We start from the raw sequence: 25,337 nt of genomic DNA, 5'->3' as shown, positions 1-25,337 counted from the left end.
GAAAGGAGAGGAGTTCATGGCGGATGTATCTTTTTATCGCAATCTCCAGCTTCCCTTTGTAGAAGGTAAGCGTTGCTATGCGGATGAACTAACCTATCATCGACATTTTCATGAGGAATATTCAATCGGTCTGATTCATCATGGGCATACGGAGGCATGGTGTGATGGTAAGCTGTGGGAAGTAGAAGCAGGTCGTATGATTAGTTTTCCTCCGCATATGCTACATGCTTGTCATCCGAAGCAAGGACTAAAATGGAGCTATGATATGCTTTTTATTGATCCGAAATGGCTAGAAGGCATGGAGCAGCAGGAATTGGCACAGATCGATATTCCTTATTTGCTGTCCACACAGAAAAATCAAGATTGTACGATGCAGATGCAGCAGACGATGAACTCACTAATGAATGGGAATGAACCACTTGAAACGGAAACGGCATTGATTGGATTGCTACAGCAACTTACGCGTAGTGAGCATGGCGATCTGGAGCACCAAAACATGACCTCACCAGCTGACCGCAAATATGTTGGGATTGTACAGGAGTATTTACATGCGAACTTCCATCGTCCGATCCTGTTAGAAGAGTTGGAGCAGGTCACATCCATTAGCCGTTTTCACTTGATTCGACTGTTTAAACAGTGGCAACACGTACCACCACACGTCTACCAAAATCTGCTACGTATTAATTATGCCAAAACAGAGCTACATCGCCAGCGTCCTATTGTAGAGGTAGCAACAGAAGCCGGATTTTATGATCAGAGTCATTTTACCCGGATGTTTACGCGTGTCGTTGGAGTTACACCGCGAAAATATAAAGTTTCGGTTACTTAGGGTGGGGTGCATTGTAATGAAGCTAGTTATGGTTTGACTTGTGAACTTAAAGTATAAGATTTGTATAGAAAAGTAGCTACATAGCAATTTTGTACAATAATTCTCTTTTCCTTTTCGCTAGTGTATAGGGAAGAGGAGTGATGAATGATGGATCAAATGAGAGAGCGTGAGCAGCGACTTGCTACACAAGCATCCGCGGCGCTAAAGGCGATTGCACGTCGTCCAGATATTAAAGGATATATAGAGCATAATCCGTCTAGCTATGCCCTACTACAGCGTGCAGCAGCACGTTATGTGACAGGAGAAGAGCGGTCGCAAGCGTTAGAGGTGGCTAATCAGCTGATAGACTATGGTTATGCGATATCGCTAGAATACATCGGTGAAAATACATTATCGGTTGCAGCCTGTCAGCAGGCACAACAAGAGCTTATCGGATTAATCCTTGAGATGGGGAAGCAGGGAATGCGTGGACGTGTCTCGTTTGACCTGTCACATATTGGTCTGCTTGTAGATCGTGAGCTAGCGCTTCGTCATCTCCTAGAGTTAGGGGAGTTATCGCAGAGGTATACAATCGAGCTATTTATTAGCATGGAAGAGTCGGCGAAAACGGAGTCGATCTTGGAGGTCTATCGCCAAGCGGTAGCAATCTATCCGCTGATTGGTATTACGTTACAAGCACAGCTGAATCGGACATCAAGCGATGCATTAGATGTGCTAGCTAAAGATACACGTGTACGAATTGTTAAAGGAGCATACGAGGAGCCAGATACGATTGCACTTTCACGTTCAGCAGAGCTAGATCAGCGGTATGAAGAGCTATTCGAGTTAGCCGTACAGCGGGGCTGTCATATTTCTATTGCTACGCATGATGAAGCGCTAATCACTCGATTATTGCAATATGACTCCAAAGAAGCGGCTTCGGTTGAGCTAGAGCTATTGTATGGGATTCGTCCAGAACTGTGCGTGAAGTTACGCGAGCAAGGTTACCCTGTACGTATTTATTTGACCTATGGGCAGGAGTGGTATCTATATCTATGTCACCGGATTGCAGAGTATCCGCCTAATTTGTTTCAAGCACTCGTCGATATAGTAGGCGGTGAGCAGGAAGCGCCTGTGCTGCAATACCATGTAACATAACAACGATAAAATGTACCCGAAAATAATATATTCAGGTCTAAAAGAGAAACACACGGATACGCTAGGGAGCGTAATTCGTGTGTTTTTGGTTTGTCTTCATTGTGATTCAGCAATTCACTGAACACTCATTTATTTTAGCTTCAGAAGCTTTGCTACTTTAAAAGCTTTTTGGAATGAACTTGATTGTATAGTGGATAATTTGATGTTCTAGATTGCAATTTTAAGATTTTTAAAATGAATCTCAGTCTTTTTAGTTGGAAATCTGGAATTTTCGGACATCCACCCTTATAATAGATAAGATACCTACTCTGACAAAGATTATTGCTGTTTGTCAGAATTTTGGTGCTCAAATCATTTTTCTCATTAAACTTAGTCGTGCTGGTATAGATAAGCACTTATTATGAAAACGTAACTGAGATGGACGGGAGACAAAGATGGATCAACCGTTATATGGAATATGGATCGGAGACGTATTTTTTTGTTTTTCCGGTGAAATGTCTGAACCTAAGGTCGATGCTTGGATGAAAGTCATGCGTCGTCTGGAAATGCCTATTGGTCGCAAACCTTTTGCACAGTCTGGATTACGTCTGGCTGAATTGAAGTTTGGTCCTTCGGGAAATACCAATGCAAAAGAAGCACCTACACGTCGTGCAGGTAGAAGTAAACGTCTGCCAGGCCGAATGGTCGAAGGATTAGCTTTGTCCCCTGAGCAAGCGTATGATTTGCTACTCAATTGGGATGAAGCATTATTAGCACGTCAAGGCATTACACCAGGCGGAGAGATGCGCTACTGGCACAAAGCTGTTCAATTTGCTCAAAAGCTGTTGCGTGAAGGTAAAATTTTGCCGGATAGTACAGTGATTGCAGGAACAGGTCGCCGTAGTGCTCAAGCTACATTACATGGAACATGGAAACCTCTTTTACAAGGGGAAGACCGTGAAATGTTTGTCAAATTAGCAGATGCTATTCCGATGATAGGATTATCGGCATTGTCATTATTTCCTGCTTCAGAACCGGATCGTCCTGCACAAGCGCGCGCAGATGTTCTGCACTCATTTTTAGTAGCAGTGATGGATGCTGAGATTCGGCGTATGTTCCGGGATGCAGGTTACGGGAAATTTAGAGCTTATATGGCGGCATACCGCCGGGGAACTTCACCTCAAGCTCATCTATGGTGGAATTCGATGTTCGATGCTACAGGCGATCTAGCAGTGCAAGGAACCGCCGATGATATGGCTGAACTGGCTCAACAGATTCGTGAACATAATGGAGCAGCAGTACCTGTTCCAGAAGTGGAAAATGTAGAAGAACGCAAAGGAGAATTGCGTCTGGTTGTGCGATTAGAACCACCAGTCTCAGCAGATGCTACTCCTGCGGAACAAGCGATGTATTCAAATACTCAAGAATGGCGTATGTCTTTCTGGGCAGATGATGAATCTGACGCAGCTATTTTGATACCTGTCGGTGTATTGTGGAAACATGGAGATGCAGAGCTAGTCGTGCGTGGTCGTACGTATGAGAATGTGCAACAGCATATTTTGATTCAGCTCGGTCAAGCCGCAGAGCGCTCACCGATTGTCGCTTCATTTCTAGAAGTGTCCAGCCCTGAAGGTGGATATATGGAAGCGGCGGATGTATATACGTTTCTGAAAGAAGATGTGCCTCGATTGCGCAAATCCGGCGTAGCTGTACAGATTCCTTCACGTTGGACAAGAGAAGGTAAGCGCCGTAGCGGAGTCAAATTAAAACTCAAAACACCGCAAGACAGCAGTCGTGGCCCTGAAGAAACATCCCGTCTGGGCATGAATCAGATGGTGGCTTTTGAACCGGAAGCTGTGCTAGATGGCAAAACATTAACAGCCGCCGAACTCGCAGAAATTGCTAAAAACGGTGTGCCTTTGATTCCTTTCGATGGTGGATGGATCGAAGTCGATCTGACCGAGATTCGTCAGGTGTTACGCTTTATCCGTCGTCATGAAGAAGGCGAAATTTCATTTAATGAATTGATGCATATCTATGCGGATGAAGATGAAAATTCATGGAATGGTCTGCATATTTTTGAGATCGAGACCGGATCATTACTTAATGGTCTGATGGAAGGCAATGCCTGGCGTGATATTCCAGTGCGTGAAGTACCTGAAGGTCTACATGGTACACTTCGTCCTTATCAAGAACGAGGATTCCAGTGGCTTGCCGCTATGCGTGATCTAGGATTCGGAGCTTGTCTGGCGGATGATATGGGACTTGGTAAAACAGTACAGGTGATTACTTGTATGCTCGATCAACCTGCCGCAGGCCCACGTCTAATCGTATGCCCGACTTCTCTACTCGGGAACTGGCAACGTGAATTAGAACGATTTGCTCCTGAAATGAATCTGTATATTCATCATGGCAGTCGTCGTCCACGCGGCGAAGAATTTCTTCAGGAAGCTAGATCACATGATATCGTACTAACTACGTATCATCTAGCAGGACGAGATGGTGAAGATTTACGTGAAGTCCACTGGGCTTCGATCGTATTAGACGAAGCACAATATATTAAAAATTACCGTACCAAACAAGCGCAAAGTGTAATGAAACTTAATGCACCTCACCGAATAGCGATGACAGGGACACCTGTAGAAAATCGTCTAAGTGAGTTATGGTCGATATTCCAATTCTTGAATCCGGGTTATCTGGGTACCTCTTCTTCTTTCCGTCAGACGTATAATGCGTCTGGAGTCGAAATGGAGAGTCGCTTACAGACATTGCGCAAATTAGTTGCTCCATTTATGTTGCGTCGTCTCAAAAGTGATCCTGATATTCGCCGTGATCTACCGGATAAGATTGAATTGAAATCGTATTGTTATATGACAGTTGAACAAGCAGGTCTGTATCAAAGTGTTGTATCTGAAATGTTAGGACGGATGGGAAGCAGTGGCGGCATTACACGTAAAGGAATCGTGTTGTCTTCATTGACTAAATTGAAGCAGATTTGCGATCATCCTCATCTGGTAGCTAGCAATGGTAAGCCAGATACGTCCAAGCAAGAGCGTTCCGGTAAAATGGCACGGTTGATCGAATTACTCGATATGATTCGAGATAGTGGAGAATCTGCGCTGGTCTTTACCCAGTATGTTGAAATGGGTGAATTACTAACTGCACGCTTGAGTAAGCATTACGGACAAGAACCGTTCTTTTTACATGGTGGAGTCAGCAAAGTATTGCGTGACGAAATGATCGATGCTTTTCAAAATGATCAAGGGCCACCGTTATTTGTACTATCTCTCAAAGCAGGTGGAGTCGGGTTAAATCTAACACGAGCGAATCATGTTATTCACTATGATCGTTGGTGGAATCCTGCTGTAGAGAATCAAGCGACAGACCGTGTATTCCGTATCGGACAGCGTCGTAATGTACAGGTGCATAAGTTGATCTGTCAGGGTACACTAGAAGAGCGTATTGATGAATTGATAGAAAGTAAAAAAACACTGGCAGAGCAAGTAATCGGTACAGGCGAACAATGGCTAACCGAAATGTCAGACGAAGAATTGAAGCAACTGGTATCTCTTCAATCTGCGGAATGGGGAGCTGACGAATGAGTACTACAGAATGGACAGTAAGCAACTGGCAAGTTGATACAGGGCAGATTCAGGCTGATGTGTATCCAGCTACAGCCAAACCTACAGCAGAGTCGAAAGTGATATTGCATATCGATCTTCCTGCTGAAGAAGAAAAGCAAAAAATGCTTCAATCGTTAAGTGCTTCAGCATGGAGTATGTATCTATTGCTGAATATGGAGTCTCCTTCTTCAACAACAGCCAAAGAGATTGAGCTTATGCCCAAACATGTGCTTCAAGATGTACATGAATGGTCTGGAGCTGGAGAAGATTTACTGCTGTATACGCCTTATGTCAAAGACCAATCGTCTTCTACTATCGATCTACCTGTGCATCAAGTGGAAAGTTCATCAGAACAACAAAACTTTCAAGTGCAAGCTCTCATCGATTACTCTGGTGAACGATTATCGGCTAACCCATTGCTTGCATGGGAATTGGCAGGGTGGAGTCCACAAGCATTATCCAAAGATATTTTCCATATCTGGGGACAGCAAGTATCGGCTCAAGCCCAAAGTGAATTTGCTATAGAAGATGGGACAATGGCGGGACAATCTTTTTCCGATGAACCTAATCTAGGCAGTTTACTGGCAGAAGCGGCTACCGCTGGAACATTGCATCAACCCGGAGAAGGTCTGGCAGAAGTAGAAGCATATTTGAATAAATCCAACAAACAATGGAACAAACAACTAGAAGGTGCCACTGCCAAAAAATTAATTCCATTTGTCGAAAATAAAGAGTTACAATTACCAGATATCGAAGCATTATTACCAGGCGTTCAAGGAGCAAGTACAGGTTATCAAGAAGTTCGTAAACAAGTGGCAGAACGTATGATGCGGAGTCATTTTGCAAAATAAAGGAGTTTTAGAATGAATACCAAAAAGCCACTACGTGTGCAGTGGAATATGATTATTCCAGCCAGTGTGCTGTTATCAGGAGTACTATTGGCAGGTTGTGGAGCAAGCGCAGAGCAATCAGCTACGACAGCTCCAACATCGGCAAGCAATACATCTAATGCAACTACCCAGACACCATCTTCATCAGCACAGACAACAGGCACATCCAGTGCAAATGCAACAACAGCAAGCACGACCAATAGCACAGGTGATACATTACTACAACAGCGTGAAGACAGTTCGCTTCAATCGACTATTAAAAAGATGAACGGAAAAATGGTGATTACCAACCCTGAGTCGATGACTGTGATTGTGAACAAAAAGCGGTCATTACCAGATGGGTATATTCCGCCAGATTTGGTAGTACCCAAAGTAGCGTTCTCTTATGATGGTGTATTAGAAAAAAGTCATATGCGTAAAGAAGCCGCAGACGCATTAGAAAAACTATTTGCTGCATCCAAAAAAGCAGGGCTTGATCTAAGAGCTGTGTCTGGTTACCGTTCATATAAGCGTCAGGTGACGATCTACAATAATAATGTAGCGACCAAAGGTCAAGCTTATACCGATCGTGTGAGTGCGAAGCCAGGAACAAGTGAGCACCAGACTGGTCTAGCGATTGACGTATCAGGCCCGGGTATCGGTTATGGTCTGGAGCAGTCTTTCGGAGCAACCGCAGAAGGCAAATGGTTAGCCAAACATGCAGCAGAGTACGGATTCGTGATTCGCTACAAAAAAGGTGCAGATGCGATTACCGGCTATACATGGGAACCGTGGCATATTCGTTATATTGGTAAAGAATTAGCGGAAGATGTAACAGCTAAAAATCTAACGCTTGAAGAATATTTTGACGAAGATCAGATTCAGAAATAAAGGAGGGAAGCTATGAACCATCGGCGGAAAATGACGGTATTTGCTACTATTTTACTGTTGGAAGCGACCGGATGTGCGTTTAACCCAAGCGCATCGATTCAGAAGTCGACTCCATCTGTTGAAGCGTCAGTTGCGCCATTGGTTCAAGAAGGCAAGATCAGTCTCTATGCGAGTGAAGAAAAAGATGGGCTCTATCACAATATAGCGATTGATGAAGGTCAAGGCGAGCAAGCGCAACATTATGACTGGGAGACAGTAAGCAACCCGGGTTATGAACCGATGATTCATGAACAAGATTTGAATGGAGACGGGCAAGCAGAGATTATTGTAATCACGACAAAAGGCTATGGAACAGGGGTATACATATCCGAAGCCCATGTGATTGAACCAAAACAGCAGACAGAAGTAGCAGTGGAAGATGCACTGGCATATACCAAAGCTCATGTTTCTTTTTCTGTGGTGCATAAGTCTGGCAAATCTCTGGTCAACGCCAATGTGACAGATCAACCTGCGGTAGAATTGCCTTTAGACCCTACCGATCGGAATGAGTTACCACAATTCGGTAATATTATTGATTATCATGTAGGTGAAGATCAGACATTAACAGCAGAAGTGGCGGCTCAATTAGCCGATGGTGAAGCAGTAGGCACTGCTATTTTACATTATCGGTGGGATGAAGGAACAATGAAAGTCAGTCAGATTACATTCGAAGCTGTCGCCTCCTAATATAAATCAAAAAGCATGCGTTTCTCATCATAGGATGGAGATCGCATGCTTTTTGCGTTATAGAGATATTGTAAATAAAGAAAACAGTATCTAGAAGATCAGATTAATTGGTCGATTCTTTGCGTACATAAGGCGGTGGTGGAGTCACTGAATCGTCTAACGATAAGACTTCTTTACGCAGATTTAGCATTTTGAGATCCAATTCATCTGCGGCTTTGGCAGCTTCGGTCAGTTCATGTACGATATGTGCAGGTACCTGTTTGTCATACTTATAGAAAATAATATGTTCCAGACTCGCCCAGAAGTCCATCGCCAGTGTACGCATTTGAATCTCCACTTTGACCCAGCGTTTTCCTTCCATCAATACCAGTGGAACCGCTACAATCACATGTAGACTTTGGTATCCATTGGACTTGGGATTAGCGATATAATCTTTGATTTCGATAATCTTAATATCTTCCCGTTGCTGTAGATGATTGAACATCCGGTAGATATCTTGTACAAAAGCACACACAATACGCATCCCTGCAATATCGTGAATATGTTCAAAAATATTATCAACCGTTGTATCGAGTCCTTTACGAACTAGCTTTTCGATCATACTTTTAGGATCTTTAAGACGAGTTTTGATATGTTCGATCGGGCTGAATCCATCGGTTAATTCCCATTCAGCTTGAATCAATTTGATTTTGTTCTGTAATTCTTCCAAAGCCAGTTCATATAGAATCGGTAGCTTTTTCCACTCTTCAAATTGCTTGAGTGTATCTGCATGTTCACTAATTTCTTTAAGTTTGGATAAATCCAGATTGTTTAGATTTAACGAAATAATCTTGTCTATTTCACTCATACCAGTCACCTCTGCTTCTATTGTACATGGGTTGAAAAGGTAAACAAAATTTGTGACATTAGCAATAGTCAACTTTATGATTTAAAAGCTTCGATTAAAAAGCGTGACGGAGCCACTGTTTTGCCATGATGCATAGCTGGAGAAGAGACATACAGTTCTTGCTTAGCTCGTGTTACTGCAACATAAGCAATTCGGCGTTCTTCTTCCAGAGCTGCTTTCATCAAGATCCCTTCTTTGTCAGGGCCTTTCATATTTTGCGCAGCTCGTACATCTTCAGGGGCAAAGTCTTGCAAAGCCGCTTCATGCGGTAAAATGCCTTCTGAAGCTCCAAGTAGATACACACAAGGAAATTCCAATCCTTTAGCACGATGAATCGTCATTAGATGCACACCTTGAGGTGATTCTTGCTTGAGTAGTTCGGTCATTTTTTCTCGTTTCATCGACAATTCATCTGCGAATTTGACCATTTCTTCTACAGTAGTAAATTTGCCAGCAGCACTTTCCAATTCATCCAGTGTTTCGCGGATTGTATCTTTGTGACGGGTTGCCGGGCCACTAAAGTCTGCACTGGCGAATTTATCATAAAATACACGCCGTATTTCTTGAATCGCATACAGTGGCTTCATTTCTTTGATCTTTTTGAGAAAAACGATTCGATCTTTCACCTGTTGACGTTGAAACGATTTGAGCCGATCCCAATGATAAAGATGGATCAGTGGATATTTCTTCGATTGCTGTTGTTCTTTCATCATAATATGATCCATACCGGCATCTCTTGAAATGTATAATGGGCCAATGACACCAGGTAATGCATCCATACGACGCGGCTTAATCGCTAAGCGCAAATGATCCATAATCGGGCGAATCAGTGCATGATCATAAAATACAGGAGCTTCCCCGTATTGAATAAATGGAATATCTTCCATCAACAATCGCTCTGCAATCGCCCGCGTCCCACTGATTGTCCGGTGAAGTAGAGCGATATCACCGAGCGGAATGCCTTGTTTTTGTTGTTCTAACAATCGTTGTACCACTTGATCGGCTTCGGCATCCGCATGAGCGGGACGCAAATAACGTGGTGCTTGACCTGCGGCTACGCCTGCTTTTAATATTTTATGATGGCGTGCGGTATTATGCGTCACAATATGTGTACCCAGACCCAGAATCTGTGGATGGCTGCGATAATTAATATCCAGCGCAATAATCTTAGTTCCCGGATATTCTTGCGGAAAGTTCAAAATATATTCTTGCTTGGCTCCGTTAAATGAATAAATCGTCTGATCATCATCACCTACGACCATCAAATTACGATGAGCATCTGCGATTTTGCGAACCATGCCATATTGCAGTCGATTGCTATCTTGAAACTCATCCACCATAATATATTGAAAACGTTCCTGTAATATCGCTAACGTATGCGGATCATCTAGCAATTTATCGGTACGCAGTAAGATATCATCAAAGTCTATACGGCGATATTCTTGCTTCCATTCTTCATAACGACAAAGTAAAGCGCAACGATCTCGCTCTTCAGGCGTATCTTTAGGTAGATCCTCTGCTGATCCGCCGTCTAGCTTCATTGCAGATAGCGTGGCTAACAATGTTTCCGGTGGAGTGGTACTGGTCGAACCGATCTCTCGTCGTAATCGTTGCAAAACGGCATGTTGAGCACGCGCATCTCCAAAGATTTCTTCTGTAAGATTGCCATATCGTCTGAGCATCAATAGACCGAAAGAATGAAAGGTACGAGCTTCGACAGCACGCGCTTTGGCGGCAGAAATGCCGGGCAATGCGGCTATTCTTGATTTCATTTCAGCAGCGGCTTTGGTGGTAAAAGTCACTAACAAAATCTGACGTGGATCTATGTTACGTACAGATAATAAGTATCCTGCACGAGCAGTCAATACAGTAGTCTTGCCACAGCCTGCTCCAGCCAATGCCAAAAGTGGACCTGTGCCATGCCTTACCGCTTCAATTTGCGGAGCATTGAGTAGAATACCCTGACTTTCCAGAGCACGGAAAAACGAAGCATCTCCCTCTTCATCCGAAATAAGAGTTATACTGGTATCACGAGGTGCGCTTTCGGCAGCCGGAACAGTTGTATGCGGTTGAATACCTTGAGGTCGTGGGTAATCTTGCCATAGGGTGTCTTTCAACAGATAAATCTTCCTTTCCGGCTTATCTTTTTCAAGTACAGCAGAAATTTGGTATGATAGAAGCAACCCGTATCCGGGTACTGCTATACATATCCTTCTATTATAATGGATAGATAGCAGTTGAAGTAGTACCCTGAGTATATTCATATGAAAAATTCAATGAAACGGTAACGACTATTTATGTATGATCTATATATAAATGGTGTGAATTAGAGGAGGAGAACAGTCATGAATTTGTTGCAACGGCTCAAAAGTGGCGCAGGTAAAGCGACCGAGCGTGCACAGAATGCAGTAGAGATTAACCGGTTAAACGGTCATGTGACAGATATTGAACGCGAAATCGAGGTTCATTATTTGCGGATGGGTCAAGTATTTTACGAAGGGTACCGTGCCGGAGACATGTCCATTGCTGAAGAAGAGATGACTGATTTATGCAAAGCATGTGATCTGTTAATGGAAGAGATTGATGAAGTGCACGCTAAAATTGCTGTTCTCAAAAATGAACGCGTCTGCGAATGTGGAACCGTTGTCTCATTGGAAGCTAATTTCTGTCCGAATTGTGGACGCAAAATGGAAAAATTGCCAGTCACCGTCAAACGTGAACAAGGATTCGGTGATGATCCTGATGATGAACGCAATTCACCTATCGTTTATCCAACTCAGTATGAACAAGAACTGGATGAAGAGGACGAAGAGTTGCAAGATATTCCTGTAGACGAAGAAGAATCGCGTCGTGCAGAGCGTCTACGTGAAGAGCATGAACGTCAGGAAGAATTGGATCGTCTTGTACGCTCATGGAAAGAAAATCTAGGCGTAGATGACAATGTAGATGAAGAAGATTTTCCAGGGCAACCGGAATCTAAAGTAAAATTAGAAAAAGAAGAGTTGCCAGCAGAACCCGCACATAAGCCAGTCATTCCTTCCGCGGCAACTGCTACGCCAGTCACACCTACACCTACTATGGTAGAAGAAGATATGGAGCCTGAACTCGGCACAGATATGTTCAGTTGTCAGGTATGTGGAAGTGCTTTGCAAAAAGGTTCCAAATGGTGCCCTAACTGTGGAGCAGAGCAGTTGTAATCTACTGATTATTGCTTGAATGATAATGAATATGCTTATCTTCAATACATCAACATCGATCGTTTGAAGACCACTCGGGAAGGATGACGAACCTGATGGAACAATTGCTTAATCATTTACGCCATCTCGGGTTTACAGAATTGGAAGCCAAAGTGATGGTAAGTCTGACTCAGCAAGGTACACAATCCGGTTATGAAGTCGCTAAGCGACTGGGTGTATCCAGATCTAATGTATATGCTACATTGCAACGTCTGGTATCCCGGGGTGTGCTTCAGTTGACTCCGGGGGAGCCTGCTCGTTACACCATGATGCCTATCAAAGAATTTACCCACATGATCTCAGGTCAGGTGGGTGAATCTTTATCGTATTTAGAACAACATATGCCTAGTGAAACTCATGAACAACCGTCTTTTTTTATAGTAGAAGGAGAACGTAAAGTCATTGAGACATTAAATCGTGAGTTGGATAAAGCAAGCGAAGAGATTGTAGCTGGAATATGGCGGGAAGAAGCCAAATGGTCAAGGCAAGGATTAGAGCGAGCAGAGCAACGTGGTGTACGAGTCTTATGGTCTTTTGAAGGCGAAGAAGATGGCAAATTTTCAGGCATGCTACCGTTAACAGCAAGTCAACAAGGCGGGCGCAAGTTCTGGTTAGTGGTCGATCGGCGTTGGTGTATTGTAGGGATGAGAGGCGATGAATTGCCTGCCCAAGCCATTGTTACCGAACATCCACTGATGGTGGAATTGTTACTTCAGCATTTTGCCCAGGAAATTATTCTATTTGAACTTGAAAATGACCTGGGTGCTGAGTTAGTTCGGCGCTATGGAGAAGGATATGAACAGATTTTGAGTAAATATATGCCTAGCTTTGTACAGAAAGAAACAGATTAAAGAGTGAGTAGCTTCTGGAAAACATCGATACAATAATTGCCTTCATGAGGAACAAATTGTTCACGCTGAACTGTGAGCTTGTGAATCATTGGTGTAGAATCTGTCGTATAGACCCCAGAAGCCATCACTTTATCGCGTGTACCTTGATATAATTCAATCATAGCTTGTAAAGGAGCTTCAAAAATACCAGACACTTCATCCACTTGTAATTGATACTGTTGAAGTTCGTACGGACTGAATGCACCGAATACACTGCTAACTTCACGATCGATAAATGCTCCATGCCGTGTACTGCCAATCGTCTCATCCCGTACATCAAGTAGATGAGTTAATTGCTCATAATGTAGCGGAACCCCTAATTCTTCTTGTATTTCACGAGCGGCTTCGATAAATGTCTCTCCAGCAGATAAATGACCTGCTGCTGTAATATCATACATATCTGGAAATGTATCTTTGTCAGGATGACGTTGTTGAAAGACCAATTGGCGCCCTTCTGAGGTATCTCGTATTAACCAGCAATGAAACGTATGATGCCAGTGACCTAGCCGATGAACTTCAGAGCGTTCACAGGTGCCTAGATGTTGATCTTGTTCATCATAAATATCGAGCCATTCAGTTGTTACCATTTCGTGACACTTCCCTTCAAAGTTAAATATTTCATATTCAAACAAGTCATATTTGTTCTATTATTGAATTATAAGTTGTTTTGGCAACGTAAAAAAAACGACTTTCTACTATTATAATAGTAGAGTTCTTACAGAGAAGAAATATTATTATTCGGAGAGGATGAGAAACAATGGAATGTATTGTAAAATTTGATGTTGTTCATGACCATGAAGTGAAGTCGTTACGAGGTCTTGTATTCGTAGATGATGACAAAGTGCCAACAAACGAACAGCTTGAAGGTATGTTTAAAGATATGAAATATGAAGTGACTGTAGATCGAGGAGACTCTTTACGATTTGTGCCTACCCAATCACCTGCTTCTTTTCAGTATATTCGTATCAAAGAATTAGATACAGGTAATAAAAAGTTTACAGAAGATCGGGATTTAAAAGGAATACTGTCCAACTTGCTGCCTACCTCTAATCGTCCTATTTAAAATGAATAGTGATACAGAGGGAGCAGAAAAATGATTACAAGGTTGCAATATCTTCTGATTCTTAAAAAAAACCTCTTTCCATAGATGCGGAAAGAGGTTTTTTGTGCGTATTCACGCAGGTGCCTTATGTAGCTCAGATGTACATTGAGGACAACGGCTTGCTTTGATGGAAATTTCAGTCATACAGTAAGGACATTCACGTGTTGTTTTCTCTGGTGCAGGTTTTTCATGTTCTTTACGTTTCATCATATTAATACCTTTGATCAGAAGAAACACACATAGCGCAACGATTAAGAAATCGATCACCGTATTGATGAATTGTCCGTATGCGATTACAGACGCTCCTGCTTTTTCAGCGTCTGCAAGAGAAGGGTACACTACCGTAGAACCGCTGAATGTTCTATCCAAGTCCCAGAATAAATTGGAAAAATTAGTACCTCCGAGCAATTTCCCGATTGGAGGCATGATGATATCATTAACGAGAGACGTTACAATCTTACCAAAAGCGGCTCCAATAATAACCCCTACGGCTAAATCAATCACATTTCCACGTACCGCAAACTCTTTAAATTCTTTCACTAAGCCCATAGTTCTTAACTCCTCTCTTTTATCATATTTGAATAAACTACATTACTTTGGGGTAATGCTCCATTATGCCTTTTAAACAATATAATTTTAACATAAGCGATAATGAGTAATAAATGGAATAATGTCATGACTACACAATTAACATCCTAAATTAATTAATGTAAAGCAAATAATAGGCGATAAACCTAAAATTTGAATTGTTAAATGAATTATTCATTATTTAATAGAGGACTAGATAATAAGACTCAATTTGGTTAGTGAAAACAAATAAAGTGAGACTTAGGTATAGTCATCCGACATTTAGTGTTTCTTTTTGCTCAGTTCAAAAGAGATAGAAAGTCGAAATTTAAATAAATAAAGTTTTATTTTTATACTAGATTTCGACATGATTTTCAGGTAACCTATTTTATAATTATTCGAAACGAATAAAAAGAGACAGGATTAACAGGAGGGAATTAATTGTGAGAAACCAGAACGTGCTTAATGAACAGTGGATGCAAAAACGGAATGGTGTTAAAACTTTCTTTCATAAACTTTCCGTAGATCCATCGCTCAAGCAGGAAAAAGAAGGAAATAAAGATTTTGATGTAAATGAATGGTTAGAGATGGCGACTTCTCCATTACCTGAAGAAATATCCCATCAGTATGGCATTTATGAAGATAAAATGTATCGTCCTTTACAAACAAATACCCATCACGGAGTGAATGTTGCTGTGTTAGTGGACTTGCTTTTCAAACAATCTGGTTTGAAATCCAGTGCGGACGATCTTGTAAAACATATGAATAATGGTGGTACACTGGAAGGATTTATTACAAAACAGGACATCTAAATTGCCTAAAAAAGTAAAATGTAAGAAAATTTGCAATTGAAAGAGGTTTACAAAATTTTCAGAACGCATTATAATGAGCGCAGGAGTTATTCAAAACGAATAACTTTTGGATTGGAAATCATATTACACAAATGTAATATTTTAGAATCTTAACTATTAAACTAATGAAATCATACAAACAATTTTAGGAGAGGTGGGCACGTAATGAAAATCAGTTTTAAAGGTATTGATATGGAGGGTACGCCTCAAGAAGTATTTATGCTAATTCGATTGATTGACGGTCCGCTTCAAGAAAAGAATCATATAGAATCAAGGGCATCCGTTAACGAAGAAGTGTTGGAGACAAGTCATAGTGAATGGACAGCGATTTCTACTCAATGGGCAGCTAAACAACCACTTCATACACAAACCTTTTTTCAAACTCCGTTAAATCCCTATCAGGTGTACCCGGATCATGTGGCTGATGAAGAAGTTACGACATTTGCCAACCTCGGCACCTAAGATGTTTCCTACTATGCAGAACACACAATTAGATTTATGGACAGAGTTGTGATACTCTAACGATTCCAACCCAGTCACAATAGACGGCAATCTCTCGTAATCGTAGGCATTATGTGAACGCCGTTATTTCTTATTCAAACTATGTTACAAATTTGTAATAAATAAATGACAAACTGTAACTGATTGTGCTACAACTTGGTTGGTTCGTTTTTTGAAAGTAATCATAAGGGGATATTTTCAAAATAGGAGGAGTGCGAAAAGTCATTCAATCTACAAGTAAAGAGTGATCCAACAGGTTCGTAGCCTTGAGATCAACTCAACTTATACGTAATTGGAGGTAGGATTGTGGAGATTAAACAATATTTTAATATTATTAAAAAGCGATTGTGGTTGGTACTTTTGATTATTGTGGTGATTACGGTCGGAACAGGCGTGTACGCTTATATGACAAATAGCCCGCAATACAGTGCTACAGCCAAATTGGTTGTAAACAGCAGCCCAACAGCAGGTGATGACAGTACGACAGCTAATATCGGAGCGATCAACTCTAATATTCAGTTAATCAAAACGTACAAAGAAATTATTAAAACGCCTGCCATTATGAACAAAGTGGTAAAAGAGTATCCAGATTTGAATGCCAATGCTTCACAGTTGATCAATCAAGTTAGCGTAAATGCAGTGAATGAAACACAAGTCATGTCAGTCTCAGTAGTGGATACCTCTTATGAGAATGCTGCTAAAAAAGTAAATGCAATTGCAGCGGTATTCCAACGTGAAATTCCAACATTGATGAATTTTGATAACATTATTATTTTGGACAAAGCAGACCCTAGTGTTTCTACACCGCCGATTACAACAAGCCCGATGTTATTTGTATTAATCGCATTGGTATTGTCAGTGGTTGTAGGTATTGCGATTGCCTTTTTACTGGAGTATATGGACGATTCGATCAAAAGCGAGGAAGATATCCGCGATGTTCTCGGAATGCCTGTGCTTGGAGTGATCGCCAAAATGAAAGAAGAAGACATGACGGCAAAAGAAAGAGTGCCAGCTAAGCCGTTTACAGGAGGTGGAGAACGTGCCAACCACACTTAAATGGCCGTTAATTACCAAAGAAAATCCAAAGTCATTGATCGCAGAATCTTATAAAGGTCTGCGTACTAATATTGATTTTTCCCGATTGGATGCCAAAGTGAAAAGCATTATCGTCACTTCTGCAACATTGGGCGAAGGTAAAAGTACTACTGTCGCTAATCTAGCGATTGCTTATGCAGAGACAGGACGTAGTGTTCTTATTATTGATGGAGACTTACGCAACCCGGCAATGCACCGCATTTTCAACATTTCAAACAATGTAGGGTTATCGAATGTGTTGTTTGATAAAGATGATCTATCCAAAGCGATTCAATCGACTCGCACCTTGAATCTAAGTGTTATGACTTCCGGTGCTGTACCGCCGAATCCTTCTGAGATTCTAGGATCGAAGCGAATGGAAGCTTTGATGGACGAAGTGAAGTCAGAATACGATCTTGTCATTTTGGATACACCGCCTTTGTTACCATTTACCGATGCACAGGTAGCGACGCCGCTATGTGAGGGTGTTGTCATGGTGATCAAAGCAGGTGGAGCCAGTCGTAAAGATATTGTCAAAGCAACAGCTAGTCTTGAATTTGTAGGTGCTCATGTATTAGGAGCTGTACTGAATCAAGCGAGCCGCAAAACATTAACAACAGCGTATCATGAAGAGCAATAAATAACTTTCAACTATATAGGTCAAGCTTGGGGTAATGTCTCCTGCACCCATATCACTGGAGATACTCGGTCATGCTGTGGGCTACAGAAGTAGCCTTAGACGTTTATCGTCAAGGGTATGATGGTGAGGACGGGTTGAATGCCCGGATTCGTATAATGTTACAGAGCCGGAATGTGAATAGGCTGAAGATATGCGTTATAGTAAAAAACCATTGGAGAGAATATAACTCCTGTCTTCAGAATTCTCATCGTAACAGAAGGCTCATAAGCATCGATCTTACCTTCTATGAAAAGGTTAAGGTCGGAATGCTTACATACCTGCAACTTGGCCAGCATGATTGTAAACCACACAAAAAAACAGGATAGGGCGTGATTTTATGAAGAAGGTTCGTAAAGCTATCATTCCCGCGGCGGGGCTAGGCACACGCTTTTTGCCAGCAACCAAAGCTATGCCGAAAGAAATGCTGCCGATCGTAGACAAACCAACGATCCAATATATCGTTGAAGAAGCCATCGCTTCGGGTATTGAAGACATTATTATCGTAACCGGTAAAGGTAAACGCGCAATTGAAGATCATTTCGATAATGCTTTTGAATTGGAAGCGACTCTTTTAGAAAAAGGCAAATTGGATTTGCTGGATGAAGTTCAGAAGTCTTCTAAAGTCGATATACATTATATTCGGCAGAAAGAGCCAAAAGGATTAGGGCATGCTGTCTGGTGTGCACGTAATTTTATTGGAGACGAACCATTTGCAGTGTTATTGGGTGATGATATTGTCCAATCGGACACACCTTGTACACGTCAATTAATCGAACAATATGAGCTAACTGAGAAATCAGTCATCGGTGTACAAACGGTTGCTGAAGATCAGACACATCGATATGGAATTATTGATCCGTCGGAACAATTTGGTCGGTTGCATCAAGTTCGCCAATTTGTAGAAAAACCGCCAGCAGGTCAAGCACCATCTAATCTAGCAATCATGGGACGTTATGTACTTACACCGGAAATCTTTGAGTTCCTCGGGGAGCAAGAAGTAGGTGCAGGTGGAGAAATTCAACTGACAGATGCGATCCAACGATTGAATGAATTGCAACAAGTATTCGCTTATGACTTCCAGGGTACACGTTATGATGTAGGTGAAAAATTAGGCTTTATTCAAACAACGATTGAATTTGCTTTACGAAACGAAGACCTGAAAGCACCTTTATTGCGTTCTCTTAAAGAAACATTGGAAAGAGAGTTACTGCAAGAAGAGTTGCTCGTGGTAAGAGGTGATAGCTAATGACTCCAAGACAAGGGAGTGAAGCGGAAGCCTGGGCGAACTATAGCGAATTTTATGCAAGACATGTAGGGAAAACGTCAGCTAGATTACGTTTTTATGTACTGATGAAACGCATGTTGGATATCTTTTGCTCATTGCTCGGTCTGATTGTGTTGTCACCGCTCTTCATTGTACTTGGCATTTTGATCAAACTTGAGGACTCTAAAGGGAAAGTATTTTTCTATCAGACACGGATCGGTAAAGATGAACAGCCATTTAGGATGTACAAATTCAGATCTATGGTCTCTGACGCTGAAGAACGGCTCAAAGAACTTTTAGAAAAGAATGAAATCCAGGGTGCGATGTTCAAAATGAAAGACGATCCACGTATTACTCGTATCGGTCGCTTTATTCGCAAAACGAGTATTGATGAACTTCCACAATTGTGGAATGTCCTGCGCGGTGATATGAGTCTGGTTGGACCACGTCCTCCATTGCCAAGAGAAGTCGAAGAATATACCAAACGTGACAAATTGCGTCTAAGTGTTATACCGGGATGTACCGGATTATGGCAGGTAAGTGGACGTAACGAATTAAGCTTTGAAGAAATGGTTGATCTAGACCTGAAATATATTGAGAAAAGAGGAATCATGTTCGACATATATATCCTTTTCAAAACAGTTAGAGTCCTTTTCGGTTCTAAAGACGCGTTTTGAGAATAACATCATAAGATAAGGACGAGGTGACACATTAATGAATAAAGATGCCAAAATCTATGTGGCTGGTCATAAAGGGTTGGTTGGATCTGCAATCCTGAGAGCTCTAGAAAAAGAAGGATACAACAACTTAATCTATCGCAGTAGTTCTGAATTGGACTTGCGTAAATTAGACGATGTGTATCGCTTTTTTGAACAAGAAAAGATTGATTATGTATTCCTAGCCGCAGCAAAAGTAGGCGGTATTGCGGCTAACAACGATTTCCCTGCTGATTTTATTCGTGACAATTTATTGATTCAGACGAATGTCATTGATGCAGCTCACTTTAATGGAGTGAAGAAACTGTTGTTCTTAGGATCAACTTGTATCTATCCGAAGTTTGCTCCACAACCGCTAAAAGAAGAATATCTTCTTACTGGCGAATTGGAACCAACAAACGAACCTTATGCTATCGCTAAAATCGCAGGTATCAAAATGTGTGAATCTTACAACCGTCAATACGGTTCACGATTTATCTCAGCAATGCCTACGAATATGTATGGCCCAAATGATAACTTTGATCTTAAATCATCTCATGTATTGCCAGCATTGGTACGCAAAATTCATGAAGCAAAAGAAAACAACAGCCCAACGGTTGAAATCTGGGGCACAGGAACACCAAAACGTGAATTCTTACATGCGGATGATCTTGCAGATGCGTGCTTGTTCTTAATGGACAACTACGAAGATAACCAAATCGTAAATGTCGGTGTTGGTGAAGATATCGCAATCAAAGACCTGGCACTAATGATCAAAAACATTGTTGGCTATGAAGGCGACCTTGTATTCAACTCAAGTGTACCAGATGGTACGCCACGTAAATTAGTCGATACAACTAAAATTAATGCACTAGGCTGGAAAGCAAGTATTCCTTTGGAAGAAGGTATCCGCGCAGTCTATGCTGATTTCCGTAATAGCGTTGCTGTTAATCAATAAGTAGTTTTTTTATAAACAAATGAATATCAAAAAAATAAAAACATACTGTGGAGGGAATTAACTATGAAAAGAGCACTAATTACTGGAGTAACAGGACAAGATGGATCGTACTTGGCGGAACTGCTTTTAGAAAAAGGATATCAAGTATTTGGACTTCGTCGTAGAACAAGTACACCGAACTACGAGAATGTCGCTCATATCCAAGATAAAATCGAATGGATCTCTGGTGATTTGACAGATTTGGCTTCATTGATCGAAGCGGTACGCATCTCTAACCCTGATGAAGTATACAACCTGGCAGCACAATCATTCGTAGCAGCTTCTTGGCCACAACCGATCGCAACAGGTCAATTAACAGCACTAGCTGTAACAAACATGCTAGAAGCGGTACGTATCGCTAAGCCAGATGCTCGTTTCTACCAAGCATCCAGTAGTGAAATGTTCGGTAAAGTACAAGCTATTCCACAAGTAGAGACAACACCTTTCTATCCGCGTAGCCCTTACGGCGTCGCTAAATTATATGGACACTGGATCACAGTCAACTATCGTGAAAGCTTCAATATGTTCGCTTGCTCCGGTATCTTGTTCAATCACGAATCACCACGTCGTGGTCTTGAATTCGTAACTCGTAAAGTCACTGATGGTGTAGCACAGATCAAATTGGGTCTGGCAACAGAGCTTCGTCTAGGTAATCTTGATTCTCAACGTGACTGGGGATTTGCAGGTGACTATGTGAAAGCAATGTGGTTGATGCTTCAACAAGATACACCGGACGATTTCGTTATCTCTACAGGTGAAATGCATACGGTTGAAGAGCTAGTACAAGTTGCTTTTGATCATGTGGGTCTGAACTGGAGAGACTATGTAGTAATTGATGAGAAGTTTGTTCGTCCAGCAGAAGTAGACTTGTTGCTTGGTGATTGCACAAAAGCAAAACAAGAATTGGGCTGGGAATTGGAAGTTGGTTTCAAACAATTGGTAGCTAATATGGTGGATGCCGATCTTAAACGTCATGCGGGAAGACCAGTAGAAGTACCTGTATATTAATCGATTCCTTCTACACCATTAGGAAAAGATCAGTTAAGGGGTAACTTACTGCCACGGACTTTTGCAAAATGATGAAGTGAGATGATAACCACATGGCTAACCCGATCGCCAAAATGCGAAAGAAATTTTCGATGACGCCAGAGAAACGCAAAATCTTTTTCAATACCAACTGGCAGATCATGGACAAGTTCGGACGACTTGCGATCAACATGATCACCAGTATCTGGATAGCGCGTTATCTGGGTCCCGAGCAATTTGGGCAATATAATTTCGCGATTGCTTTTGTAACGATTATTGGTGCAGTTGTTCCGTTAGGACTTGCTAATATTATCGTCAAAGAACTGGTGCAAGATCCTGATAATAAAACCGAAATTCTCGGAACAGTCTCCTTATTACGACTGTTCAGTGGATTGATTGCTTTTGCAATAACTGTTGTCGCTGCTTTTACACTGCCGGGACAAGATCCAGTCGTGCAGTGGAGTATGGTCATTATTGCCGCTAACCTTCTGTTTCAACCGCTGGATGTTATTTCCCAGTGGTTTGATTCAGTCGTGGAAGCCAAATATGCTGTCTATGCCAAAGGTGCTGCATTTGCTTTAACAACCATTATGAAAGTATTGCTTGTGGTTATGCATGCACCATTGATCTGGTTCGCTGTTTCTTATGCACTGGAGCTGATTCTTGGATTTCTTTTCCTACTATTCACACAGGGAAACAAAATCCAGTTCACCAAATGGTCATTTAACTGGCCGCTTGGTAAACGATTGATGAATAGTTCCTGGCCTTTGATCGTAGCCGGAATATCCACGATTATCTATCTCAAAATTGATCAGGTTATGCTGAATTATATGATCAATGAGACAGCCGTTGGAGTATACGCGGTTGCCGCCAGACTTTCTGAAGTATGGTACGTCATACCAACCGTAGTCGCGGCATCGTACTTTCCGAGTATGATCAAAAATAAGCAACTCGGCCCTGATATTTACAAAGCCGAACTGCAAAAGCTGTATAACATGCTTTTCTGGTTCGCACTTGCTATCTGTATCGTCGTGACATTTATGGCCAAACCGGTAATTTCCATCTTGTATGGTCAAGAATACACAGGCGCTATCAGTATTCTAGTTATTCACGTCTGGGCATGTTTGTTCGTCTTTATGAGAGCAGCGTTGAATAAGTGGATCATTAGCGAAGGATTGTATCGCTTCGAACTGATCAGTCAGGTCATGGGCGCTGTTGCCAAAGTCGGAATCAACTTGATTCTGATCCCACTATTCGGTGGAGTCGGCGCAGCGATGGGAACAGTCGTGGCATTTATCGTATCCAGTTACGCCTTTACTTTCTTATTCAAAGAAACCCGCGTATCCGGCATCATGATGTCCAAAACACTAATCTCTCCATTCACTGCCATCTTCAACAAACTTAGACCTGGCAAAAAACGTGAAGTCAGAACCAACAACTAATCTCTACATCAACAAGGTCTGTCTATACCATGCAGGCCGATATTATATCTTGCTTACAAATCATTTTTGAAATGGCAGCGTAGTGAGCAACGAGCGTCAGAGCGAAAGAAATTGAATTGTTCGTTAGAAGCGAAGCGTTCGCCTTTAAGATTCGGATATAAACTGCGACAAGCAGTATTTCAAAATATCCGATCTTAACAGCGATCGGTAGAACAATTCAATTATCGTAGCGGTGTCACTCGTAATCACTACAAGCTGATCATTTCAAAGCATTTTAATCACAGACATAAGGAGGTAAGAGCTGATGAAAAAAGTACTATATGTCCATCATTCAGGATTCATGGGCGGAGCACCGAAAAGTCTGACTTATCTCATTAGTCATCTGGATAAGACAAAATTTGATGGTCATGTACTGACAATTCGCAACGGCCCGGCTGTAAAATTGCTGGAATCCGGTGGATTACCGGTAGAAGTCGCTAAAGGCATGTTTCCTTTCCACGGATCAACAGTATCAGGAATGAGACCGAAACTGTTTATTCGTAATCTGATTGGAGCACTACCTACGTATTTTCAAGCTAAAAAATATATCCGTAAATACAAACCGGATATCGTTCACTTGAACAGCACATGTCTGTTCCAAGTCGCTAAAGCAGTCAAAAAAGTATCTCCTGATACGAAAGTAGTCTGCCATGTACGCGAACCGCTACTCAACTCATTCGCAGGAAATATTTTAAAACGAATGAATCACAAATACGTGGATGGGTATATCTCGATCGATCAGTTCGATTCCGAGACGGTGGATAGCAATGGTAAAGAATTAGAAGTCGTATACAACTTCGTGGACTTTGGAACCTACAATCCAGATGTAAACGGGACTCCTGTTCGCAGGGAACTCGGTATAGACGATGACGATATCGTCTTTTTGTACATTGGTCGTGTGGTAACAGGGAATGGAGTATTGGATCTGGTGAAGTCATTTAACAAAATCAGCAAAGGTCATCCGAACTTCAAGTTGATCGTTGGTGGATTTTACTTTAATAAAAATAATGCATACGAAGACAAAGTTATGGCAGAAGCTAAAGGAAATGATCAGATCATTACACTGGCTTTCCGTGACGATGTACCGCAGTTAATTGCCGCAAGTAATGTCATGATGTGCCCGTTTGTAGAACCTCACTTTTCACGCAGTATTATTGAAGCAGCCTCAATGAAGAAACCAGCGATCGCTACCAATATTGGTGGACCGAATGAACTGATTCTTCATAACAAAACAGGATTCCTGTTCGAGGATGGTAATCATCAAGCGATGGAAGATTATATGGTTAAAATCGGTACAGACAAAGCATTATACGAGAAGCTTTCTCAAAATGCATTAGCTTTTGCAGAAGAGAACTTCGATGCGCGTAAAAACACCAAGCGGACATTTGATTTCTATAACCGATTCTTCGTTAGAGAAACCGTATGATCACAAGCTTTATACGCTTCAAACGCAAAGTAGCGAAAAAGTGTTCTACCGTCTTCACCCGGAGAATGCTAAAAGAACAGCAGATCACATTTGGCAACAACTTGATCGCTGTAGGCATGCCGATTGTGGATCGAGAAAAGGGAAGCTCGATTCAGATCGGACATAACGCTATTTTGTGCTCATCCGATTATAGTAACCCGATCGGACTCAATCATCGTACAGTGATTCGTACCCTTGCAGAAGGTGCTGTGATTGAAATTGGCGATGATGTAGGGATTAGCGGAGCAAGTATCTGTGCAGTGTCTCGCGTCCGTATTGGTAATCAAGTGATGCTAGGTGTCAATGTACAGATCAGTGATACCGATTTTCATCCAATCAAGCCGGAAAATCGTCGATTCAACAAAAATCCACTGGATGTGGGCAAAGCCGATACAGTCATTGAAGATAATGTATGGGTTGGTGCAAATGCGACTGTACTCAAAGGAGTAACAATCGGTCGCAATAGTGTGATTGGAGCGGGCAGTATTGTCGCAAGCTCGATTCCACCCAATTGCATCGCTGCTGGAGTACCGGCTAAAGTCATTAAGCACTTGGAAGGAGTGGAATAA

Annotated in this window: 24 protein-coding genes; 20 read left to right on the top strand and 4 right to left on the bottom strand. The window is 41.8% G+C overall.

Translation table 11 applies throughout. The features are described 5' to 3' along the window. The first annotated feature begins 16 nt into the window (after positions 1–16). The 6 genes from QCD85_RS15130 to QCD85_RS15105 all read left to right on the top strand — a co-directional run bounded on the left by QCD85_RS15130 (position 17) and on the right by QCD85_RS15105 (position 8,054). Complete coding sequence (locus QCD85_RS15130) at positions 17–829, top strand: AraC family transcriptional regulator (protein WP_301263125.1); 813 nt, start codon at positions 17–19, stop codon at positions 827–829. 147 nt (positions 830–976) lie between these two features. Next, entirely contained in the window at positions 977–1,966 is a 990-nt protein-coding gene (locus QCD85_RS15125) for a proline dehydrogenase family protein (protein ID WP_301263124.1), read from the top strand. A gap of 434 nt (positions 1,967–2,400) precedes the next feature. Next, positions 2,401–5,547 (top strand): DEAD/DEAH box helicase, encoded by a 3,147-nt coding sequence (locus tag QCD85_RS15120; RefSeq protein WP_274171106.1) that lies wholly within the window; start codon positions 2,401–2,403, stop codon positions 5,545–5,547. After that, positions 5,544–6,419, top strand: a complete 876-nt coding sequence (locus QCD85_RS15115; RefSeq protein ID WP_301263123.1) for a hypothetical protein — start codon at positions 5,544–5,546, stop codon at positions 6,417–6,419. The genes QCD85_RS15120 and QCD85_RS15115 overlap by 4 nt, the downstream gene beginning before the upstream one ends. A gap of 12 nt (positions 6,420–6,431) precedes the next feature. Next, complete coding sequence (locus tag QCD85_RS15110; protein ID WP_301263122.1) at positions 6,432–7,328, top strand: M15 family metallopeptidase; 897 nt, start codon at positions 6,432–6,434, stop codon at positions 7,326–7,328. A gap of 12 nt (positions 7,329–7,340) precedes the next feature. Further along, entirely contained in the window at positions 7,341–8,054 is a 714-nt protein-coding gene (locus QCD85_RS15105) for a hypothetical protein (protein WP_301263121.1), read from the top strand. 103 nt (positions 8,055–8,157) lie between these two features. Here the strand turns inward: QCD85_RS15105 and QCD85_RS15100 are convergent, their stop codons facing one another. Both QCD85_RS15100 and QCD85_RS15095 read right to left on the bottom strand, forming a co-directional pair. Next, the gene (locus tag QCD85_RS15100; protein WP_273614683.1) at positions 8,158–8,901 is read right to left on the bottom strand and encodes a GTP pyrophosphokinase; all 744 of its coding nucleotides are present in this window, start codon (positions 8,899–8,901) and stop codon (positions 8,158–8,160) included. Between the two features lie 74 nt (positions 8,902–8,975). Beyond that, a complete protein-coding gene (locus QCD85_RS15095) occupies positions 8,976–11,057 on the bottom strand; it encodes an ATP-dependent helicase (RefSeq protein WP_301263120.1) in 2,082 nt (693 codons plus the stop codon). Positions 11,058–11,285: 228 nt separating this feature from the next. Between QCD85_RS15095 and QCD85_RS15090 the strand changes: the two genes are divergently transcribed. After that, positions 11,286–12,137, top strand: coding sequence for a zinc ribbon domain-containing protein (locus tag QCD85_RS15090; protein ID WP_301263119.1), 852 nt, complete (start codon positions 11,286–11,288; stop codon positions 12,135–12,137). A gap of 95 nt (positions 12,138–12,232) precedes the next feature. Continuing rightward, a complete protein-coding gene (locus QCD85_RS15085) occupies positions 12,233–13,027 on the top strand; it encodes a TrmB family transcriptional regulator (RefSeq protein WP_273614686.1) in 795 nt (264 codons plus the stop codon). Here the strand turns inward: QCD85_RS15085 and QCD85_RS15080 are convergent. Further along, positions 13,024–13,653: an NUDIX hydrolase gene (locus QCD85_RS15080; RefSeq protein WP_274171099.1), complete on the bottom strand. Its 630-nt coding sequence runs from the start codon at positions 13,651–13,653 to the stop codon at positions 13,024–13,026. The genes QCD85_RS15085 and QCD85_RS15080 overlap by 4 nt on opposite strands. 170 nt (positions 13,654–13,823) lie before the next feature. On the opposite strand from QCD85_RS15080, the gene QCD85_RS15075 reads away from it, so the two are divergent. Further along, the gene (locus QCD85_RS15075; protein WP_273614688.1) at positions 13,824–14,129 is read left to right on the top strand and encodes a hypothetical protein; all 306 of its coding nucleotides are present in this window, start codon (positions 13,824–13,826) and stop codon (positions 14,127–14,129) included. A 111-nt stretch (positions 14,130–14,240) separates the two neighbouring features. On the opposite strand, the gene mscL is transcribed toward QCD85_RS15075, so the two are convergent. Next, on the bottom strand, positions 14,241–14,717 hold the full coding sequence (mscL, locus tag QCD85_RS15070) for a large conductance mechanosensitive channel protein MscL (RefSeq protein ID WP_273614689.1): 477 nt from the start codon (positions 14,715–14,717) through the stop codon (positions 14,241–14,243). A 461-nt stretch (positions 14,718–15,178) separates the two neighbouring features. On the opposite strand from mscL, the gene QCD85_RS15065 reads away from it, so the two are divergent. From QCD85_RS15065 to QCD85_RS15015, 11 genes are all read left to right on the top strand, one after another. Further along, entirely contained in the window at positions 15,179–15,547 is a 369-nt protein-coding gene (locus QCD85_RS15065) for a hypothetical protein (protein ID WP_273614690.1), read from the top strand. A 204-nt stretch (positions 15,548–15,751) separates the two neighbouring features. Next, positions 15,752–16,048: a hypothetical protein gene (locus QCD85_RS15060; RefSeq protein WP_204826520.1), complete on the top strand. Its 297-nt coding sequence runs from the start codon at positions 15,752–15,754 to the stop codon at positions 16,046–16,048. Positions 16,049–16,393: 345 nt separating this feature from the next. Next, entirely contained in the window at positions 16,394–17,143 is a 750-nt protein-coding gene (locus tag QCD85_RS15055) for a YveK family protein (protein ID WP_273614692.1), read from the top strand. Then, complete coding sequence (locus QCD85_RS15050; RefSeq protein ID WP_273614693.1) at positions 17,127–17,801, top strand: CpsD/CapB family tyrosine-protein kinase; 675 nt, start codon at positions 17,127–17,129, stop codon at positions 17,799–17,801. The genes QCD85_RS15055 and QCD85_RS15050 overlap by 17 nt, the downstream gene beginning before the upstream one ends. A 376-nt stretch (positions 17,802–18,177) precedes the next feature. Beyond that, the gene (gene galU / locus QCD85_RS15045; protein WP_069329505.1) at positions 18,178–19,086 is read left to right on the top strand and encodes a UTP--glucose-1-phosphate uridylyltransferase GalU; all 909 of its coding nucleotides are present in this window, start codon (positions 18,178–18,180) and stop codon (positions 19,084–19,086) included. Further along, positions 19,086–19,781, top strand: a complete 696-nt coding sequence (locus QCD85_RS15040) for a sugar transferase (protein ID WP_273614694.1) — start codon at positions 19,086–19,088, stop codon at positions 19,779–19,781. Before galU ends, QCD85_RS15040 begins: the two co-directional genes overlap by 1 nt. Before the next feature lie 37 nt (positions 19,782–19,818). Next, complete coding sequence (locus QCD85_RS15035; protein ID WP_204826524.1) at positions 19,819–20,757, top strand: GDP-L-fucose synthase family protein; 939 nt, start codon at positions 19,819–19,821, stop codon at positions 20,755–20,757. Positions 20,758–20,820: 63 nt separating this feature from the next. Continuing rightward, positions 20,821–21,804, top strand: a complete 984-nt coding sequence (gene gmd, locus QCD85_RS15030) for a GDP-mannose 4,6-dehydratase (protein WP_273614695.1) — start codon at positions 20,821–20,823, stop codon at positions 21,802–21,804. A 92-nt stretch (positions 21,805–21,896) separates the two neighbouring features. Next, complete coding sequence (locus QCD85_RS15025; RefSeq protein WP_273614696.1) at positions 21,897–23,264, top strand: flippase; 1,368 nt, start codon at positions 21,897–21,899, stop codon at positions 23,262–23,264. Positions 23,265–23,568: 304 nt separating this feature from the next. Continuing rightward, positions 23,569–24,729, top strand: a complete 1,161-nt coding sequence (locus QCD85_RS15020; RefSeq protein ID WP_274171097.1) for a glycosyltransferase family 4 protein — start codon at positions 23,569–23,571, stop codon at positions 24,727–24,729. Between the two features lie 65 nt (positions 24,730–24,794). Then, the gene (locus QCD85_RS15015; RefSeq protein ID WP_301263118.1) at positions 24,795–25,337 is read left to right on the top strand and encodes a DapH/DapD/GlmU-related protein; all 543 of its coding nucleotides are present in this window, start codon (positions 24,795–24,797) and stop codon (positions 25,335–25,337) included.

Origin of the sequence: Paenibacillus sp. PsM32 (assembly GCF_030433815.1) — a bacterium.
GTDB lineage: Bacteria > Bacillota > Bacilli > Paenibacillales > Paenibacillaceae > Saccharibacillus > Saccharibacillus kyungheensis.
The sequence above is the reverse complement of the archived record's forward strand: the minus strand, read 5'-3'. Positions and strand labels throughout refer to the sequence as shown.